Source organism: Desulfomonile tiedjei DSM 6799 (genome assembly GCF_000266945.1).
GTDB classification, from domain to species: Bacteria; Desulfobacterota; Desulfomonilia; order Desulfomonilales; family Desulfomonilaceae; genus Desulfomonile; species Desulfomonile tiedjei.
On the sequence record NC_018025.1, the window covers coordinates 988,575 to 1,008,507 of the forward strand.

Here is a 19,933-nt window from a genome sequence, read left to right on the forward strand (position 1 = left end):
TCGCCGGCCTATTGTCGGCTGTTCCTCCGGAACAAACGACCAAGGCTGCGCAAAGTTAGCGCCTAAGGGGCTAAGGGAGATTTATAAAGTTGGAGGAACCATGATCGCTGAAACGATTTTCTCTGCCCCGTGTAACTGAATCGTTATCCAAACCCCGAGAATTCGCCTGAATCCTTAATGAGGGCTTTCTCACGGGAGATGGAGGAGAAATGGAATTTTGGATCATTCAGTCCCTCAACGCTCTATCATTTGCAATGCTTCTGTTTCTCTTATGCGCAGGATTGTCTCTCATCTTTGGATTGATGAACATACTTAATCTTGCTCATGGTTCTTGCTACTTGATTGGAGCTTACGTGGCGTTAAGTGTGTACACCTGGAGCAACAACTTTTTCGTCGGGCTAATCGGAGGAGCTGTCGCTGCAGGCGCAGTGGGATTCGTGCTTCAACGTTTCCTGCTTCAGAGGATATACGGCCGCCGTTTGCTGCAAGTTCTTCTCACATTTGGCTGCATGTTCATCCTGGGAGATGTGGCCATTATTATCTGGGGTGCAGACCCTACTACTCTTGAGAAGCCGGCGTTTCTCTCGGGCGCTCTAGATCTTGGCGGAATCTTCTTTCCAAAATACCGATTGTTTGTGATCGCCGTGGGTATAGCGATCGGAATCGGCCTGTGGCTGTTTCAAGAAAAAACCAAATGGGGCGCCATCTTGAGAGCCGGAGTAGACGACGAGCAAATGGCACGTGCCGTAGGAATCAATGTGCCGGTCCTTTTCACGACCGTATTCGTGCTAGGAGCGGCTCTGACCGGCATAAGCGGTGTCCTGGGAGGTCCTTTTGTGGGCGTTTATCCTGGAGTCGATCTTGATGTTCTGCTGTTGGCGGTGGTGGTGATTATCGTAGGCGGTTTGGGGAGCATGAAAGGGGCTTTTTTCGGGAGCATTATTGTGGCATCGCTGGATAACTTCGGGAAAGCTCTATTCCCGGAGTTGGCCATGTTCACCGTCTTTGCTCCGATGGCCATCATCCTTGCTTTGAAACCCACAGGACTGTGGGGCAGAGTACTATGAGCAGCAAAACAAAGACCGTCATCTTTCTCTTTTCGCTTGTAGCAGCATTTGCTCTGTTGCCTTTCATCCTATCCACGTATCGATTAGGCCTGGTCACAAGTGCGTTGATCCTTGCAATCCTGGCCATGTCAGCGAACCTGCTTCTCGGATATCTCGGGTTGGCGTCGGTCGGTCAGGCGGCTTTTTTCGGAGTCGCTGCCTATGCAGTCGCTATTTTCACCAGGAGTGTGGACGGTGCTGCATGGTCGGCAATAGGAATGGGGTTGATAACTGCTCTTGCGGCGGGAGTCTTATTCGGACCCCTTGCTATCCGCACTCGTGACATATTCTTCCTTGTGATCATGTTGGCATTTTGTCAGATTCTGTACGGTGTTGCTTATAGCTGGCGAACGATCACCGGAGGAGACGACGGTCTTCCGGGTTTGGTGCGTCCTGAACTGATAGCGGGTATCAGTCTTGATACTCCTTTGGGATACTACATTTTTGTCGTCATAGTCTTCCTCATGATAACCGGCGCATTTTGGATGCTGGTGAATTCGCCGTTTGGTTTGGTGCTGAAGGGGATTAAAGACAGTGAAGTTCGCATGCGAGCATTAGGCTACAATGTGTGGTTGTACAAGTATCTGGCCTTCATCATTTCCGCTCTTATCGGCGGAATATCCGGTGTTTTGCATGCGTACTTCTACGGATGTCCCAATCCCGCCGACTTCAGCCTCATTCATTCTTCTTCAGCCCTTCTCATGGTTATCCTGGGTGGTCCCGGGACCCTGTTCGGGCCGCTGGTCGGATCTTTGATCATCGTGTTTGTGCGTGACATCGTAAGCAGCATTACAGACCGATGGCTGATAGTCCTGGGGCTCGCTTATGTCTGCACTGTACTCTTCTTTCCGGATGGTCTCCTGGGGACAATCGGCAAATGGGCAGAGCCCAAGATATCAGAAGTCAAAGATCAGGCTGCGGCCTCTACCAATACACCTTTAGAAGCACAGAGCACCGCTGATACTCTTCTGCCCACTAATCCAAGCGAATAGGAAAAGCTTGGATTCAACTCACAAGAGGAGATGGCCATGAAAAAAGTACTCCTGGTTCCGGCTATGCTGGCTTTACTGGCGCTCATATGCGCTCCACTGCTTGGGATTCAACCGGCCCAAGCGTCCGAACCTGTCAAAGTAGGTTACATGATCTCGTTGTCCGGAGTGTACACCGCTTTGGGGGTCGACCTGCGAGATGGTTTCAATCTCTATATGGACGAAATAGGGAATAAGGCCGGAGGTCGCGAAATCAAGGTTTTCGTGGAAGATAAGGGCAGTAACGATGTGAGCCGAGCTCTTGATATTGCTAAGAAGCTGTTTGAGAAGGAGCATGTGGATATCCTGGCAGGAATAGTAGGAACGGGATCCGCTTACGCTCTTGCAGAATTTGTTCAGAAACACAAAATCCCGTTTGTAATTTCCAATGCCGGCGCTGACGATCTGACTCAGCGCAAGAACAATCCATATATTGTCCGACCTGCTTTCGTCAACAGCGGCGGTTCTCATCCTCTGGGAGAATGGCTTTACGACAAAGGATACCGCAACGCCGTGCTCATGGGGGCTGATTACGCTGCGGGGTATGAGCATGTCGGAGGAATCGCAAGAACGTTCAAGCAAAAAGGCGGAAAAGTAGTCCAGGAAATCTGGCCTCCCCTCGGAACCAAAGACTACGCACCCTATCTCGCAAAAATAGACCGCAAAGCAGACGTAGTAATGGTGTTCTTCGCGGGAGCCGACGCTCTGAGATTTGTCAAGCAGTATGCGGATTATGGCTTAAAAGGGAAAGTCGCTCTCGTGGGGAAAGGCTACCTGGTTGACGACAATATCCTGGAAAAACAGGCCGACTCTGCCGAAGGAATCATCACTGAATCTCATTATTGCTTGCTCCTGGACACTCCGGAGAACGACAAATTCAGACAGGCCTACACCAAGAAATACGGCCATCCGCCCACTTTGTATTCCGAACAAGGGTACCTTACCGCTAAGTTGATTGCAGACGCTTTGGAAAAGACGAAGGGCGAAGTGAAAGGCGAAGAGTTTGTTAAGGTAATGCGATCGCTTGAGTTGAAAGCTCCCCGCGGGCTTGTCAAGTTCGATACATACGGTGGGACAAATCAGAATTCCTACATCCGTGAGGTAAAGAAGGTTGACGGCAAATGGCAGAATGTACCTATCAAAACGTATAACGGTGTCAGCCAATTCTGGATATGGAGCCCTGAAGAATTCATGAAACTGCCCTCATACTCGGATATGAAAGGCAAATGGACGGAATAGCTTCTTTTGATGGAAGCAGCCCTTCTCAGATCGAGGGCTGCTTCTCAATGGCTTTTGTCCGGATTTGATCGCACACATGTTACACAGTCATTGCCGAAACTAATGTCCGAAACTCAATGTAGATGTTAGTCGAAAATCCCCCCAGCCCCCCTTTACAAAAGGGGGGGTAAGAGGAGACTTCCTAATTCCCCCTTATTAAAGGGGGGTAGGGGGATTTTGATCGGACAAAACCTTTGGCAAAGACTGTAAAGAAAGCAGATCGGGCAATCATGATTGCGCTGCAAATCGACAATGTAGATGTCCGCTTCGGAGGCCTTCAAGTCCTCACTATGTGCCGACTGTCCATCGAAGCAGGTGAGAAGCGGGCCATCATCGGCCCTAACGGTGCAGGCAAAACTACCCTTTTCAACGTGATCAGCGGCATTATTATGCCCTCTGCCGGCAAAGTTCTCTCGTTCGATCAAGACATAACGCGAAGCCCAGCACACGTGAGAGCCATGCACGGTTTGGCCAGGACATTTCAGATAACCAATCTCTTTAACAACTTGTCGGTGCTGGAGAATATAATTCTTGGTCTGCAAGCGCTAACATCTACGAAATATATCTTCTACAGGACCACCTCTTCATTTACTGAGTTGATTGACAATGCTGTTTCTCTGCTGAGAACCTGGGGACTGGAAGACAAAAAAGATCGACCGGTTCGTAGCTTATCCCATGGTGAGCAGCGACAGCTTGAGATCATACTCGCCCTGGCTTCGCGACCTAAAATCCTCTTGTTGGACGAACCAACCCAGGGATTGTCCACGGCTGAAACGGCTCTCGTCGTTCCCATGGTAAGATCCTTGGACCCGTCGACGACCGTCTTGTTCATCGAGCACGACATGGATGTCGCATTTCAAATGGCTGATAAAATCACAGTTCTTTACTATGGATCGGTCCTGGCGGAAGGCACTGAAGACGAGATTCGTGGCAATCCCAATGTGGCCGAGGTATATCTCGGGTTAGAGGGCGACAATGCTTGAAGTAACCGAACTAAACACGTATTACGGATACAGCCACATATTGCACGGCGTCTCTCTGACAGTGAAACAAGGTGAGGTTTTGGCTGTGCTGGGACGCAATGGTGTGGGTAAGACTACGCTGGTGCACTCTATAGTGTCATTCGCAAAACCTGCCACAGGCCGGATAAAGCTCAATCGTGAGGAGATCACCGGACTGCCGACTCATCAAATCGTCCGCAAAGGAATAGCTCTTGTGCCTCAGGGCAGGCGAGTGTTCCGCTCTTTGAGCGTTATCGAGAATCTCTCGATTCCTTTTCCCTGCCAGACAAAGACACGAGATAATTCATGGGATCTGGAGAAGACGTTCCAGGTTTTCCCCACACTGCGTGCTCGACGAGATCAGCGGGCCGGAAATCTCAGCGGCGGCGAGCAGCAGATGCTCGCGATGGCAAGAGCATTGGTGAGCGGCCCGGATGTTCTCCTTCTCGATGAGCCTTCCGAGGGACTCGCCCCATTAATAGTGAAAGGTATATCTGAAGTCATTCAGAAACTGGCCGCCGGCGGAATGGCGATACTCCTGGTAGAACAAAATTTCAATATGGCCTTGAAGACTGCACATAGCGTACTCGTCATGAGCCGAGGCCAGATAGTCCACCAGTCTACACCGCAGGATCTTGCGGCGAATCACGAAATAAAGGCACGTTACCTGGGCATGTAGTATAGCTGCCTGGAGCTCCGGAGCGGGCCCATGAAGGCGAAAATGGCAAAATCGGAGATATTGCGTGATAAAACAATTCTGGTCGTGGATGACGAGCCGGACGTTCTGGAGAGTCTTGAGGAATTATTGAGAGACCACACAGACCTCATCGTTCACACAGCCACGGACTTCCACGAAGCGCGGCAACTCCTGTTTTCTCATAATTACGATGTGGCTGTTCTCGACATTATGGGGGTGCGAGGATTTGAACTGCTTGAGATTGCCCATCATCGCGGGTTTCCCGTAGTCATGCTGACGGCTCATGCACTCAATCCTGATGCTCTCAAACGATCGATCGAACTGGGGGCCAGAGCATATCTGCCCAAAGACCATTTAGCTTTCCTGCCCGAGTTCCTGGAAGACATTCTGAAGCTCAGTTATCGATCGGTGTGGCGAAAAGCGCTTGATGACCTCCTGAGCATATTCGACACAAGATTCGGATCGAATTGGAGAAAGCCGGAACAACAATTCTGGACCGAGTTTGAGAAGACTCTCCAGGTGGACGAACCGACAATTTTATCCGATCAACGGTCTGACACAAAGGACAGCGGTTGATGAAAGCAGATTCGCTGTCGAAATTCCTCGCAATCCATGGGATGTCCGCTTTAGAGAAACATCAAGTCCTGTCTTCATGACTCATACCATTTCGCAGTTATGCAATAACATAGCGAAGGATACCTCCAGCCTCCCGGATTGTGAAAAGAAAAGCGAATCGGTACCAATAGGTTTGGGCAGAATCTCTCCCGCCTTTCTTCCGTCTTGTGTCCATTCGATCCGTGATTTATTCGAATGTGCGTTCAAAGAAGTAATCCTGCCACCGGCGGGAGCGAATCCGGTCCCGGCATGCCTCCGAAGCGAAGTCAGGCGGTGCCGTTCGTAGCGAAGGAGATTTGCCGGGACTGGCAAATAACAAGTTTCTCAATATTCCCTCTATGAAAGCACATTGGTATTACATACGTCTCGAAGATCTTTGCATTTTCTTCCAGCTCCAAGAAATGTTGAAAAACCACATTCTCGTGTTAAAATGCCATCTGTATAAATCTGAATAATTTCATTGCCAGGAACAGTGGGCAGTGACCAGAAGACCAAGTTGATATTGAACCGCGATTGTAAATTGGTGAAATCGCTTCCCTCTGGCAGATAGTTGGTGGAGTTGTATCATGTCTAAGCCTGTGCATGATAATAACGTTGCGTGGCCGTGGCTTTCTTTGTTTATAGGAATCTGTCTCGGTCTCGTGATAGGGGGGTATAAGTATTACCAATTTGAGGCCGGCCGAATTAGCGAAGAAAAGTATGAAAGATTGGCTGCAATTGGAGAGCTCAAGGCGAACCAGATCCAAAAATGGCGGGAAGAGAACCTTAGAGATATTGTTGCTTTTGCAAAAGCTCCGTTTTTCAGAAGAGAGTTACAAAAGTGGCTCGGCAATAGAAGCGACATTGTGATTGAAAAAGAGTTGCAGCAATATTTCCTGGTACAAAAAGAAAACTACAATTACACCGATATACTCCTTACCGATTCTGATGGCAGATTTCTCCTTTCAGCTAACAACCGTTCGGATGCTTTGAGCCCGACCGAAGAATCTATCATCAAAACCGTTCTCGGCAAGCGCATTGCTTTGATAGGAGATCTCTATCGCTCCCAACAAGGAATTCCCGAATTAGATGTGGCAGTGCCGATTTTCGATGAGAACCGACGAGCGATTGCAGTGTTAGTTGGAAAAATTAACGCTGAAGACCTTCTGTATCCTTTGATCGAATTTTGGCCGACCTCCAGCAAAACGGCAGAGACGCTTCTCGTTCGCAAAGATGGCGAGGAAGTCCTCTTTTTGAACAAGCTTCGCCATCTGCCGCATAGTGCGCTATCGTTTAGGCAACCGCTTAATTCGAGCGATCTCCCCGCAGCTCGGGCAATTTCAGGAGAAAAGGGAGTATTCCGCGGGAAAGATTACCGCGGAATTGATGTACTGGCCGATCTGCGTTCTATAGTGGACTCCTCCTGGTTTATGGTGGCTAAAGTAGATGCTAGCGAAATATTTGCCGAGATTCGCTATCGTGGTGCAGTAGTTTTTTCTTTTGCCATACTTTCCATTTTGCTTACAGCCAGCGCAATCGCTTACGGGTATAGACATCGTCAGGCAACACTTTATAGGAATCTTTATCAGTTAGAGCAAAAGCAACGAGAAACTCAGGAGCAGTTTCGAACCATCCTTTACAGTATTGGTGACGCGGTAATAACCACAGATACAAACGGTCTGGTACAACAGATGAATCCCGTGGCTGAGAGACTCACAGGTTGGTCGGAACAAGAAGCCAAGGGCCAGGCAATTGAGACGGTCTTCAACATTGTTAACGAGAGCACAAGAGAACCTGTAGAGAATCCTCAAAAGAAGGTTTTCCGAGATGGCGTTATTAGCGGTCTTGCCAACCATGCATTACTCATTGCGAGGAATGGTGCTGAGTACCCCATTGCAGATAATGCTGCTCCCGTTCGAAACGAAAAAGGTGAAATCATGGGTGTGGTCCTGGTGTTCCGAGATCAAATCGAAGAACGGAAGACCGCCAAACAGCTCATGGAAGCTCATGCGAACATGGAAACAAAAGTTTTCAATCGCACAGCGCAACTTAGTGTGGCAAATGAAAAGTTAATGCTCGAAATTGAACAACGTAAGTTGGCGGAAGCCTCTGTGGCAAAGGAGCGCCAACGATTTTTCGACGTGATGGAGACACTTCCTGTTTATATAGTATTACTCACGTCAGATTATCACGTACTCTTTGAAAATCGTGTCTTTCGGGAGCGTTTCGGACAATCCAACGGCAAACGGTGTTTTGAGTTCCTGTTCAACCGAACGGAGCCATGCGAAAATTGCGAAACGTACGGAGTTCTCAAGACCAATGAATCTCACCACTGGGAATGGACTGGACCTGATGGGAGGGATTATGACATTTACGATTTTCCGTTTGTCGATTCTGATGGCTCTTCTCTTATTCTTGAAATGGGAATCGATATAACGGAACGAAAACAGGCTGAAGATGCTCTCAAGCAAACACTTTTGGATTTGACGAGGTCGAATTCGGATCTTGAGCATTTCGCGTATGTGGCCTCCCATGATTTGCAGGAACCGTTGCGCACAGTAACAACTGCTCTGCAAATTTTTGAGAAGAAGCACAGAGGGAAATTTGACGAAGATTCCGATCAACTGGTTGATTTTGCTGTTGAGGGAGCAAAGAAAATGAGAGCCCTCATCCAGGATCTGTTGGCCTATTCCCGTCTCAATACTCGCGGCAAACCATTTGGAGCGGTTGATATGCAGGAAATCCTGGATCAGTGCCTCTTCAGTTTGAAAACTCTGATAGAAGAGAAGGGCTCGGAAGTAACCTCGGACCACATGCCTACAATCTTGGGCGATGCCGTTCAGTTATTTCAGTTATTTCAGAATCTCATCGGAAATGCGATCAAATTCGGCCCTGCCAAGTCTCCGAAAGTGCATGTGTCTGCACAACAGATCGGAAATGAGTGGATTTTTTCCGTCAAAGATAACGGCATAGGAATCGAAGAAAAGTATTTCGATCGGATCTTTGTAATTTTCCAGCAGTTAAGTAAGAAAGGTCCTTTTCATGGAACGGGTATGGGGTTGGCTATTGTGAAGAAAATTATCGAACGTCATCATGGACGGATATGGGTGGAATCTGAAGTCGGCGTAGGTTCTACCTTTTGTTTTGCCCTTCCGATTGACACTAATACCAGTTTGCATTCAAAGTTAGACGAAAATCCTCTCTAACCCCCTTTATAAGGGGAGAATGGGTCATAGGCGTTAAAATAGAAATCCCACGTCGGATGTGATGACCAAAGCGAACCGCGAACGTTTTGGCAGAGTGTCTGAATGACTGTCATTGCGAGCGAAGCAATCGCCTGATATTATATCAGTTGCCAAAATTAGTGACCGATTGAAGATTAGGAAGATTGGTAGGTGCCGTGCCTCCGTGCCGGCACATCTTAAATATGATCAATGATATCGATAGAATGGACCGGCAGGGACGCCGGTCCCTACCAATATCCTGTAATTCAAACGAGGGATAAACGACAGAATTTTTGGCACTGACTATAAGCGCCTGATTCCCAGGCGATTGCCACGTCGCTGCGCTCCTCGCAATGACAATTATCGTTTCTTTGATGGCTTATGCTGTGAGTTCGTAAACGCGTCTTCGTCAGGCCTGGGGCCAGCCCCATCAATGTGAACAGGATGCTCTTATTTTAACGCCTATCACGAGTCCCACCTCATGTACTTTTAGCACCCATCGGAACCTGAATCGGAAACGATTACTTCTCGTCCAGAGTCTTCCTTACCTGCCTCAACAACTCCTTGAATCTGAAAGGTTTTGGCACGAATCCCTTAGCGCCTATTTCAAGGCATTCTTTCGTCGAGGAATCTGCCGAATAACCGCTGGCAATGATGATTCTTGCGTGAGAATCGAGCATAAGCAATTTCCTAAGACAGTCTCTTCCTCCCATGGTTGGCATTATGAGATCAAGAATCACCAGGTCAATCTTGTCTTTCTCTTGGCTATAAACCTTTAGAGCTTCTTCCCCATCGTCGGCCGTGAGCACACTATAGCCGTTTCTCTCGAGAATTCGGCAGCCTAATTCCCGAACAAATCTCTCATCGTCAACTATAAGCACGGTTTCTGTTCCAAAGGCCGGCATTTCCAATGATGACTCAATGTCAGTTATAGTATCTCTCTTAATTGCCGGGAAGTAGATCTCGAACCTAGTACCCTTTCCTACTTCACTGTAACAGGCAATATGCCCGCCGTGCTGTTTTATTATGCCGTAGATGATGGCTAATCCCAGCCCGGTGCCTCTTCCCAATTCTTTCGTCGTATAGAATGGTTCAAAAATGTGTTGCAGTTCCTCCTTGTGCATCCCGTGTCCCGTGTCGGAAACGGAAAGCAAAACGTAATCCCCGGGAGTCGCTTCCGCATGAAAATTGCAATAGTCTGTGTCGAGAGTTACATCGTGAGTTCTTATGGTAATGGTTCCACCATCCGGCATCGCATCCCGTGCATTTACGGCAAGATTCATCAGAACTTGCTCTATTTGAGTCGGATCCGCGTCAATCTCTGAAACATCGGGATCCAGATTGAGCTGAATCTCGATCATTCTGGGAATTGTCCTTCTCAGAAGCTTTTCCACTTGTGTGATTTGCCGATTAATACTTAATTGGACGAATTTCGGCTCCACCTTTCTGCTGAATGTAAGGAGACTTTGGACCAATTCGGCCCCGTTTTTGGCAGCATGCAGAATTTTCTTGAGATCCGCATATTCCGAATCTCCTTCCTCTTTCTCCTGTAGCAGCAGCTCCGAGTATCCTAAAGTCACTTGGAGAATATTATTGAAGTCGTGAGCTATACCTCCGGCCAGTGTGCCAACAGCCTCCATTTTTTGTGCCTGGAGAAGTTGAGCCTGCAATGAGACCTCTCTCGTTACGTCTCTTTTGACGGCTACATAGTTTGCTATCTTCCCTGAATCATCCTTCACAGGGGAGATGGTAGATTCCTCTTCAAACAGAGAGCCGTCTTTCTTCCTGTTGATGATGCGTCCGCTCCAGACCTTACCGTCGGTGATTGTCTTCCAAAGGTGCTCATAAAAGTCATTATTATGTTGGCCACTCTTGAGAATGTTCGGCTTATTGCCGATAGCGTCTTCCCGGGAATATCCTGTGATCTTCTCGAATGCAGGATTTGCATACAGGATCGTTCCCGCAGCATCGGTCACCATCACCATCTCTGCAGATTGTTCAATTGCGGTAATGAGGCGAATGCGCTCTTCTTCGGCGAGTTTGCGTTGAATGGTTTCCCAGACCACATCCGCCAGATACGAAACTATTTCAGCATCTTTTTCGGTATAATCTGAGGGTTTGTTCCCTACACCAAGAATAGCCACAATTCGATCGGATCGCATTACGGGAACGACAAGCTCCCTGATTACGGGAGCGTGTCCCGGAGGCATTCCCTTGCGGTGGTGGAGAGCAGAGTAATCATTGTGAATCACCGGTTTTCGTTCATATACACAATCTACCCATACTCCAGCCTGATCGATGCCGTAATGAAGTCCTTTTCCCTCTGCCCGACAGAACTCATTGACGGTTCGGGTGGACCAGGCTTGAAGGTTCAGAGTCGTCTGATCATCCTCCACGAAGTGATAGAATCCGATGAAACTGTTTGTCATTGCACTAACTTCATCCAACGTCTTCTGAAGTAATTCTTCGGTAGAATGCGTAGCAGCATATTCCAAGAGAGTCATTCGAATGAGCATCAATTTTTCCGCTCGTTTACGTTCAGTAATATCAGCATGAGTGCCTATCATCCTCAGTGGTTTTCCGTCCCGATCACGAGCTACTACCTTACCGCGAGAGAGCATCCATACAGAATCACCTGATTTGTTGGACACACGAAACTCTACTTCATACGTATCTCTCTTACCGCTGAGGTACTCGTCCAAAGCTTCAATGGTCGGCTCAAGATCTTCCGGATGGATCAGTCTTCGCCATTCTTCAAAACTCGCACTGAACTCTTCGGCTTCATATCCCAGCATCGAGAAGAAACCCGGACTCCGAAGTACTTCCCCCGTTTCGATATTCCAGTCCCAGACCCCATCAGAAGTGGCTTCCAACGCCAATCTCAATCGTTCTTCACTCTTTCGAAGGGCTTCCTCAGATCGTTTCCGGTCAGTAATGTCACGGAGAATTTCAATAATCATAGAGGGTTTGCCAGAGTCGTCCAAAACCGGGAGGGCCCGAGTTTCCAGCCAGGTTTTTTTCTCAGGAAAGTATCTCTCCGTAGTTTCAATTTGTCCGGAAAGTCCGACCTTGGTCGTTGCGCATGCTTCAATTACACCATCTCGACTTCCGAGTGAGAAGCACTTACGGTCATCGATTTCCGAATGAGACGTGTCGAGGAAATCGTAGCCGGCTTGATTGTAAAATATGACTGAATGATCGGGTCTTTGCAGGGCCACAATATCCGGCAGTCCGTTAATCAGTGTACTCAGCAGTTTGGTTTGTTCGTTCTTAGCCTGTTCCGCTTCTTTGCGCTTGGTAATATCGTAGGATACAGCCACAAAGTAGTCTTTTTCCGTACTATACACGGAAATGGCAAGCCAAATTCCTAATGGCTTAATGTAAGTCTCGAATGTCTCGGGAATGCCGGACTGGGAAACTCTGCCGAAAATTTCGAATAGTTCGGGATTTGAGTCTCCGATCCCAGGGACGATTTCTGTAACTCTTTTACCGACAGGGTCATCCAAACCCGTCATCCTTCGAAAAGAATCATTCACATTCAAGTGAACAAAATCCCGTGGTTTTCCGTTATCAATGATTATCCTGCAATGAGCCAGGCCTTCCAGCATGTTTTTGAACAATAAGCGATAATGCTTTTCACTCTCTCGCAAAGCTTCTTCTGCACGTAGCTTCTCGATGCGCAGATGCTTCTGCTCCAGAGCGGCCAACACTGCCGGGCCCAGTCGTTTGGTATGTTCCTTGATCACGTAATCCCATGCGCCGGCTTTCATGCATTCCACCGCTGTCTCCTCGTTCATGGATCCGGTCAGAATGATAAAAGGTGTTTCCGGTGCGTGTTCCTGAGCAAGTTTCAACGCACTCATACCATCAAAGTAAGGGAGCATATAGTCTGAGATGATCATGTCCGGCTGGAATGATTCAAACGAGGCCAAAAAATCTTCCTGCGTTTCGACACGAAGAAACCTGCTTCGAGGAAGAACCTTTAATACTTCACGTTCAGCAAGTTCTGCATCCGTCGAAAGATCCTCGACAATGAGTACCCTTACGGTGTTAATCATATTCGCCTCTCCGCATTATGCTTCCTGACAGATCATCTCGGAGCGTTGTTAACCAGCAGCCAGTACAGACCGAGACTGCTCATTGCGTTGATAAAGGCATCGAAATCGACCGGTTTTACCACATAGCTGTTAGCCCCCAGGTCATAAGCCGCGGCGACGTCCGGGTCTTCCCTGGAAGAAGTCACGACTACTACAGGAATGCGCTTCAGGCGCCGGTCCGACTTGAGTATTCGGAGTACTTCCAGGCCACTGACTTTGGGAAGTTTGAGATCCAGAAGGATCACCTTTGGCGGTCTCAACATATCCCTGGTTTTGTAAGCTCCCCTGCAAAAAAACGAAATCGATGGCCTCTTCACCGTCCTCCACCCAGTGCAGCGGGTTGGCCAAATTGTGTTTCTTGAGGGCCATCATGGTTAGTTCGGCGTCACGAGGGTCGTCCTCGACCAGCAAGATATCTACCACGTTCAAATCGGTCACTTCAAATCCCCTTTCGGCAGTGTGAAATGGAATGATGCACCGATTCCCGTTTCACCTTTAGCCCACACTTCCCCATGATGCCGATGGACTATGCGATGGACGATGGCCAAGCCTACGCCAGTCCCGTCGAACTCTCTTTTGCTATGTAAACGCTGGAATACTCCAAAGAGTTTGTTCACATATTTCATGTCGAAACCCGCACCGTTGTCGTGAATCGAATAGACGATTTTGTCACCATCTTGCTCGCCCTTGACCTCTATTATGGGGCGGTCCTTCCTCGAAGAGAACTTGATCGCGTTGCTCAGCAGGTTTATCCAGACTTGACGGATAAGCCTGGGATCGCTTGATGAGCCAGGCAACAGGCCGATACGGATATCGATGCGCATTCGGTCCTCAGGAGTCGTCAGCTCAAGATAGATCGAATTCACCAGGGCCTGCATATCAACTGATGAAAGCTGCATGTCCATGCGTCCGACACGAGAAAGCGCCAAGAGATCGTCTATCAGTTTAGCCATCATCTGAGCGCTCTCGTTGATTATGGAGCAAACGCGCTTTCCTTCAGGGTTAAGACTGGGCTCATGGTCTTCAAGAAGAATGCGGGTATAGCCGTTAATAGCTCTGAGCGGTGCGCGTAAATCATGGGACACAGAATATGAGAAAGCCTCCAATTCTTTGTTTGCAGCCTCGAGCTGAGCCGTACGCTTTCGGACTTTATCTTCCAATTCCGCAGTATATCGCTCCAACTCTTTGCGCATGCGTGCTTGTTCCATAGCAATTGCTATCTGGGTTGTAGCTTCTCCAGCAATCTCCATTTCCTCTGAAGAAAAAGTTCGAGAATTTTCCCAACTGATATTCAGGACTCCAATTAACTCCTTTCCCGCAAGGAGCGGCACATTAATATAGGAGCGTATTCCTTCAGCAATGAGCACTCGAGCAATGGGTGACGGAGAAGGATTTTCATACAAATCCTCAACCACATCCATTTTCTGCTGCTCGAAAAATTTCAGATCGCCGTAAGCCTCCTCTGAGAGTATTTTTCCGACTTGTATAATCGATTCACCATGTACGTCTGCCGCAAAGATTCTTGCTGTCTTCGTGTCAGAATCAAAGATTCCGATACTGGCACGACTAGACTTGAGCAAGCGGCGAATACGTCCAAGCACAGTCTGTGCTATTGATTCGGGCGACTCGATTGCCTCCAGAATGGACTTGTCCGCCTCATGCAGGATTCGCAAGCGCTCCATCTTTTTCCGTAAAGCTTCCTCAGCCCGCTTGCGTTCCGTAACATTCTCGGTAAAGATGATTATACCGCCTATGGTTCCCTTAGTCGCGAACCAGGGATGCACCTCCCATCTCAGCCATTGAGTGGAACCATCGATCGTCACGAAATCATCATCAGCTCTGACGACCTCACCCGAAAGTCCTCGGCGATGTGCCGCTTTCCAACGCTCCGGAAGTTCCGAGAAAATCTTGTAGTGTGAGCGGCCGATAATGTCCCGGTCTCCCAGATGATAGTCCTTTCTCCAGCGGTGACTGACCGCACAGTAGCGCATTTCACGATCGAACATCGCGAGAGCGGTCGGTGCGTGCTCGATGAACAGCCGCAGTTTTTCTTCACTCTCTCTCAGAGCCTGCTCGACTCGTTTACGCTCTTCCAGTTCCAGATGAAGTCTCTCATTGGCATTCCGGACCTCTTCAGTGCGCTCTAAGACTCTTAGTTCCAACTCTTCTTTGGACCTTAGTAATGCTTCCTCCGCCTTTATCCTGGCGAGTACGACCCCTATGCTGGCTCCGATACCTTCAAAGAAGGTAACCATGTCCAATGTGAAACAATCTTTGCGAAAATCGTTGAGTTGCAGGAGTCCGACAGTCTCCCCGTGAGAACGTAAAGGAATCAGCGCTACGGATTCATAGCCGGATGCATTGCACCGGTTTCTGGTCCGCGTTTGACGATCCGCGTCCGATGTCGTTGCCAGCAGTTCCGTTGTCTGACAACTCCAAAAACTACCGCCCTCTGTGAAGAAAGAGAATGAAGGGTCCGTTCGACCGCATAATATATTTCCGCACATGCATTCCAGAATCGGGTTTCCTGCCGGATCCCGGATGATCTCGCCCGCCTCGTCACGATCGCATAAGGAATTCTCAGCTTCGACGAATTCTTCGGGAAATCCCTGCGTAACAAAGTAAGGAAAGTCGTCTTCCTGACGCAGACGGATTGCCACAGCTTCAAATCCGGTGAATTCCTTCACCAATGCGAGCACTTGTCGAATCGCATCCCTGGCGGTCATCTGCTGGTTCAGAAGAGTCAGAATGCGCACGGCCAGTGCCTGGCTGCCCTGAGCCCATCGAAGGTTCGCCCTCAGTTCTTCCAATTCTTTGGAGATCTCTATAGAATCATATGGATCCGCTCCGGTCTGTTGATGTTTCAAACTGTCATCTCTCATCAATCCCCCCTGAAGTAGTGAGTTGAGGCCGATTCTATAGGTTATGGTCCTTACTCTAGAAGTTCATGCAATGTTGAACTATTGGGGTCCGACAAATGTTCCTCGGCTGAAGGTTCTTACAAACCGGAAAAACAGACATCAACCATTCTGTCAGTATACGACCATACTCTGCACCCAATCGCCGGGTCAAGAATTCTTGTAGAATTTGTGACAGAAAACCTCATCGAAACTGAACTATTCCTGGGCAAGGAAGCTTCCCGGGCTCTATACGCCGTATCCATCGTGTCATTCGAGGGGAAAATCCATATCCCCCCCGGGGGGGGGGGCAGAGGTATCACGATCGCAAGAGAATCTTCTCTCCCCAGCTCCCCGGCGTAACTGAACGGTTACCATGCGTTTCTCGTATTTCATTGATTCTTGAGGCGAACTTCAGGTATTCTTGACGGAATGCGTCCATTATGCAATCGGACTACAAGGTTATTCATTGTCGTGAATTTGTTGATTCAGGTTGGAAGCGAAATGGGGACCATTAAATATCAACGCCATGAATTTCATCAAGATGAGCCGGAAGGAGGGTCCGAATGCAATCTCCCGTAGTGTGCGTCCATTGTGGATTGCCAATAGAAACATTGAACGATCTTATCATCCGCGGCATTAGCTACAATATGCACACTTTTCACAAGGATTGTTATCAAAGTGTACGATCGAAGTGGATCTACAAATTACCATTGAGCTTCAGAGGATGAACCTTTTGGATATACCTGCTTAGTCTGAATTCTATTCTTGTCCTCTGCTTCTTTGTTTTCCCGGATTCCTGGCACGATCTCCGATGGTTTTTTCTGATCGTCAATATATCTCAAGGGATATTTCGTGCCATTGCTTTCTTTTCTTACGAGCTGCCTCTGAGAAACTAAGTTAATAGCAATCCGGATACGAAAGACCTGGACAACGGTAGTAGCAAAGGAATGACATGACTGTAGTCTTGCTGTCAATTTTTCTCGCTCCGACTCATATCTTCCATAGGCCTTACTTCGAGCAGGCTTTGCTGCGTTTGAATCCGCACGGGTCTCATAAGATATATAAGCCAAAGCATGGTTAACAGGATTAGTCCCGTAATAAGACCAAGAGAAACGAAGACTGCTTCAATTCCCCACGATGTACTGACGAAGCTCACCAATTTGACAGAAAATGCGCCTACACCGAAGTACAGAATGTATTTCAACCCGAATGCCGAATGACGAAGCGACTTTGGAGTGAGACTGGCTGTAACGGTGTTTTCCACGGACTGAGTTCCGAGAAGAAAGAAAAAGTAAACGCCGGACAAAACCGCCAGCGTCGGTCCTTGTGTGTATGCCATGAAGAGCGCGAGCGGTATACAGGCAAAGTAGAATCCAAAATATACCCATTTGGGTTCATAGCGATCGCCTGTTATTCCCCCGGCAAATTGTCCTCCAATTCCCACAAGGTACACCATGGAAGCTATGGCAGTGGCAGTGAGATTTGCAGACGTGCTGAACGGGACAATATGAGAAATCATCGAGGTGAGGTCGCTGCTTTTAAGTTCGAGAAATGCCGGTAAAATTACCGTGGAACCTGTGGTAACGATTCCCGCGAAGGTCATGGCCGCGAGCATGATGCCAAACTCAAGTTTCAGGCCTTCGGCGGACTCGATATCCTGCTTACCGGACGGACGGTTTTCCACAGAACCCAACAATGCCATTACTGCCAAACCAGTGAAGTTCAAAATGCCTACGAACACGTACGCAGATCGAGGACCCCAGAAATAATTCATGCCCCCTGTCAGAATGGGGGCAACCACCATGCCAAGTCCCCCGAATATTGCGTTATAAGCCATCGCGAGATTGACCCGTCCCATGGTAAGAGAGATCATCCCCATGCCCACTGGATGATAAATTCCTGAAAAAAGACCTATTCCTCCCAGAGCAAGATAAAATATTCCAGGACTCTCAATAGTAAATGCAGCGACTAGCGAACTGAAGGCACATCCGAGGAGCATCAAAACGATCAGCGGGCGAGCTCCGAACCTGTCGCCCAACATTCCCCAGGGGAGCGCACCCAGTCCAAACAACAAGAATTGTAGAAAGGAAAGCTCCACCACCTGTCCTACCGACCAATGAAGCCGTTCCGCCAGAGGCACAACGAGCGCGGGGAATACCGTAATGTTGTAGTGACACACGAAATGTCCGAAACAAGCTATGATCAGTACCTTCATCTCATTCGAATTCACGGGGGACTCCGGAAAAATACAGAGAACGGTCCGTTTCTCCATACAAGGGGCTATTTCATTGGGAAATCATCTTCCGAGGCTCCATGATTCCTTCAACGTATGCCGATCCAGAAGTGGCGAATAATGAATCATGAGAGTAGCCGGAAATTGATGCAGAGCCCCCTTCTTGGATTGGGTAGCGGGGGTGACAGGATGGGTGGTGAGGGGGAACTCTGCAACCTCTGTAAAACGATTCAGGACCTCGGGGTCCATGCTACACGCCAGGGACTATATCGGCAGGGCAGAATCCTCCTTTCTCTTGCGCCGCCTTTGCAGCAAAGGCAAGAAGAGAATCGCAATGGAAATCAGAATCAAAGCTGCACTCACGGGACGGTATATGAACGTGCTTATGTCGTTACCGCACCCGATCATGGAAGTGAGGAAGTAGCGTTCCGCAAGCGGTCCAAGGATGATCCCCAGAACAAGCGGGGGAATCGGCAAATCGAATCTTCTCATGAAGTATCCGGCAATACCGAAAACAGCCATGTACATTACATCCGCCATATCGTTTCGCAGAGCGTATGCGCCGACAAAGCTCAGAGCGATAATGAACGCTCCCATAATGTGCTCGGGGACTCGCATCAGTTCGGCAAAAAACATTGCGCAAACCAGTCCGGCCAGAATCATGAGCAGATTACAGGAGAGCATTCCCGCGAAGATGGTGTACACCGATTCTGGTGACTTCGTGAACAGAAGTGGACCTGGTTGAATTCCGTGCAGCAGGAACGCCCCCATCATTACCGCAGTGGCTCCGCTGCCTGGTATACCCAGCGTCAAGAGCGGAATCATTGCTCCGCCGGTGGAACCGTTGATTGCCGCAGAAGTAGCGGACAATCCTTCCCAACTGCCTTTTCCGAATTTCTCCGGTTCTCTGCTGAATTGTTTTTCTACTCCGTAGCTCACAAAAGATGCAACTGTTGCGCCTGCTCCGGGAATCGCTCCGATGAAGGTTCCGACTCCAAAACCCCTCAGAATAGATCCCCACAAACGTTTGAGATCGCTTAATCCCGGCAAAACGGTTTTGGTTCTTCCTCTGATCTTGTCTCCATCCCCTGGTGCCATAGTACAAAGTTGCTCAAGCACCTCGCCGATGGCAAACAACCCGATGAGCACCACGGTAAAGTTGATTCCTGTTTCCAGCAACCTTGAGCCAAAGCTGAAACGGGCCGCTCCGTAGATGTCATCAATACCGATAGTCCCGAGGAACATACCGATAAAGAGGCAGATCAATGCGGACCCAATGGATTTGGTGCCAATCACGACTACGCTTACCAGACCGAGGAGGATCACTCCAAAGTATTCGCATGCCGAAAACGACAGAGCTATCCTCGCGAAAGGTGGCGACACGAATGTCATGATTAATGCGCTGAGAAATCCTCCCAATGCGGAGCACATGACTGCAACGCCGAGAGCTTTGGAAACATGCCCTTGTTTGTTCAGTTTGTACCCCTCCCATGTGGCTGGGACATTCATGGGATCTCCCGGAATATTAAAAAGAATTCCGGTAATCGATCCGCCGAATATACCTCCGGAGTACACTCCTGTCATAAGAAGAAGAGAAGGAACGATGTCCATGGCATAGGTGAAGGGAAGCACCAGGACTATCGCGTTTAACATAGTTATTCCGGGCAATGCCCCGGCCACGACGCCGATGACGAGCCCGAGCAAGGTCATACCGATGTTGATCGGTTGAAATGAATTCAGAAGCCCGACCCATAGAAGATCTAGGGAACTCATGT

Annotated in this window: 12 protein-coding genes; 7 read left to right on the forward strand and 5 right to left on the reverse strand. The window is 48.7% G+C overall.

Features of this window, described 5'->3' with window-relative positions:
* Nucleotides 1-209 precede the first annotated feature (209 nt).
* The 7 genes from DESTI_RS04195 (at nt 210) to DESTI_RS28405 (ending at nt 8,910) form a co-directional block, all read left to right on the forward strand.
* A complete protein-coding gene (locus DESTI_RS04195; RefSeq protein WP_014808723.1) occupies nt 210-1,067 on the forward strand; it encodes a branched-chain amino acid ABC transporter permease in 858 nt (285 codons plus the stop codon).
* Nucleotides 1,064-2,098 carry a branched-chain amino acid ABC transporter permease gene (locus DESTI_RS04200; RefSeq protein ID WP_014808724.1) on the forward strand — a complete coding sequence of 345 codons (1,035 nt, stop codon included), beginning with the start codon at nt 1,064-1,066 and terminating at the stop codon, nt 2,096-2,098. The genes DESTI_RS04195 and DESTI_RS04200 overlap by 4 nt, the downstream gene beginning before the upstream one ends.
* Nucleotides 2,099-2,134: 36 nt before the next feature.
* A complete protein-coding gene (locus DESTI_RS04205) occupies nt 2,135-3,373 on the forward strand; it encodes an ABC transporter substrate-binding protein (protein ID WP_014808725.1) in 1,239 nt (412 codons plus the stop codon).
* A gap of 233 nt (nt 3,374-3,606) precedes the next feature.
* Complete coding sequence (locus tag DESTI_RS04210) at nt 3,607-4,395, forward strand: ABC transporter ATP-binding protein (protein WP_014808726.1); 789 nt, start codon at nt 3,607-3,609, stop codon at nt 4,393-4,395.
* A complete protein-coding gene (locus DESTI_RS04215; RefSeq protein WP_014808727.1) occupies nt 4,388-5,092 on the forward strand; it encodes an ABC transporter ATP-binding protein in 705 nt (234 codons plus the stop codon). The genes DESTI_RS04210 and DESTI_RS04215 overlap by 8 nt, the downstream gene beginning before the upstream one ends.
* 30 nt (nt 5,093-5,122) lie before the next feature.
* Nucleotides 5,123-5,686 carry a response regulator gene (locus DESTI_RS04220; protein ID WP_014808728.1) on the forward strand — a complete coding sequence of 188 codons (564 nt, stop codon included), beginning with the start codon at nt 5,123-5,125 and terminating at the stop codon, nt 5,684-5,686.
* A 605-nt stretch (nt 5,687-6,291) separates the two neighbouring features.
* Entirely contained in the window at nt 6,292-8,910 is a 2,619-nt protein-coding gene (locus tag DESTI_RS28405) for a sensor histidine kinase (RefSeq protein WP_014808729.1), read from the forward strand.
* A 539-nt stretch (nt 8,911-9,449) separates the two neighbouring features.
* On the opposite strand, the gene DESTI_RS28410 is transcribed toward DESTI_RS28405, so the two are convergent.
* The 5 genes from DESTI_RS28410 to DESTI_RS04270 all read right to left on the reverse strand — a co-directional run bounded on the left by DESTI_RS28410 (nt 9,450) and on the right by DESTI_RS04270 (nt 19,931).
* A complete protein-coding gene (locus DESTI_RS28410; RefSeq protein WP_014808730.1) occupies nt 9,450-12,986 on the reverse strand; it encodes a PAS domain S-box protein in 3,537 nt (1,178 codons plus the stop codon).
* Nucleotides 12,987-13,018: 32 nt separating this feature from the next.
* A complete protein-coding gene (locus tag DESTI_RS04240; protein WP_211213738.1) occupies nt 13,019-13,342 on the reverse strand; it encodes a response regulator in 324 nt (107 codons plus the stop codon).
* 117 nt (nt 13,343-13,459) lie between these two features.
* Nucleotides 13,460-15,907, reverse strand: coding sequence for an ATP-binding protein (locus DESTI_RS28415; RefSeq protein ID WP_014808731.1), 2,448 nt, complete (start codon nt 15,905-15,907; stop codon nt 13,460-13,462).
* A gap of 988 nt (nt 15,908-16,895) precedes the next feature.
* Nucleotides 16,896-18,155 (reverse strand): MFS transporter, encoded by a 1,260-nt coding sequence (locus DESTI_RS04260; protein WP_014808734.1) that lies wholly within the window; start codon nt 18,153-18,155, stop codon nt 16,896-16,898.
* Between the two features lie 267 nt (nt 18,156-18,422).
* Nucleotides 18,423-19,931, reverse strand: coding sequence for a tripartite tricarboxylate transporter permease (locus DESTI_RS04270; protein ID WP_014808735.1), 1,509 nt, complete (start codon nt 19,929-19,931; stop codon nt 18,423-18,425).
* Between the last annotated feature and the right edge of the window lie 2 nt (nt 19,932-19,933).

What these genes read in the sequence shown, in the direction of transcription:
- DESTI_RS04195 (WP_014808723.1), top strand. Translation starts at nt 210, where the DNA reads ATGGAATTTTGGATCATTCAGTCCCTCAACGCTCTATCATTTGCAATG.
- DESTI_RS04200 (WP_014808724.1), top strand. Translation starts at nt 1,064, where the DNA reads ATGAGCAGCAAAACAAAGACCGTCATCTTTCTCTTTTCGCTTGTAGCA.
- DESTI_RS04205 (WP_014808725.1), top strand. Translation starts at nt 2,135, where the DNA reads ATGAAAAAAGTACTCCTGGTTCCGGCTATGCTGGCTTTACTGGCGCTC.
- DESTI_RS04215 (WP_014808727.1), top strand. Translation starts at nt 4,388, where the DNA reads ATGCTTGAAGTAACCGAACTAAACACGTATTACGGATACAGCCACATA.
- DESTI_RS04220 (WP_014808728.1), top strand. Translation starts at nt 5,123, where the DNA reads ATGAAGGCGAAAATGGCAAAATCGGAGATATTGCGTGATAAAACAATT.
- DESTI_RS28405 (WP_014808729.1), top strand. Translation starts at nt 6,292, where the DNA reads ATGTCTAAGCCTGTGCATGATAATAACGTTGCGTGGCCGTGGCTTTCT.
- DESTI_RS28410 (WP_014808730.1), bottom strand. Translation starts at nt 12,986, where the DNA reads ATGATTAACACCGTAAGGGTACTCATTGTCGAGGATCTTTCGACGGAT.
- DESTI_RS28415 (WP_014808731.1), bottom strand. Translation starts at nt 15,907, where the DNA reads ATGAGAGATGACAGTTTGAAACATCAACAGACCGGAGCGGATCCATAT.
- DESTI_RS04270 (WP_014808735.1), bottom strand. Translation starts at nt 19,931, where the DNA reads ATGAGTTCCCTAGATCTTCTATGGGTCGGGCTTCTGAATTCATTTCAA.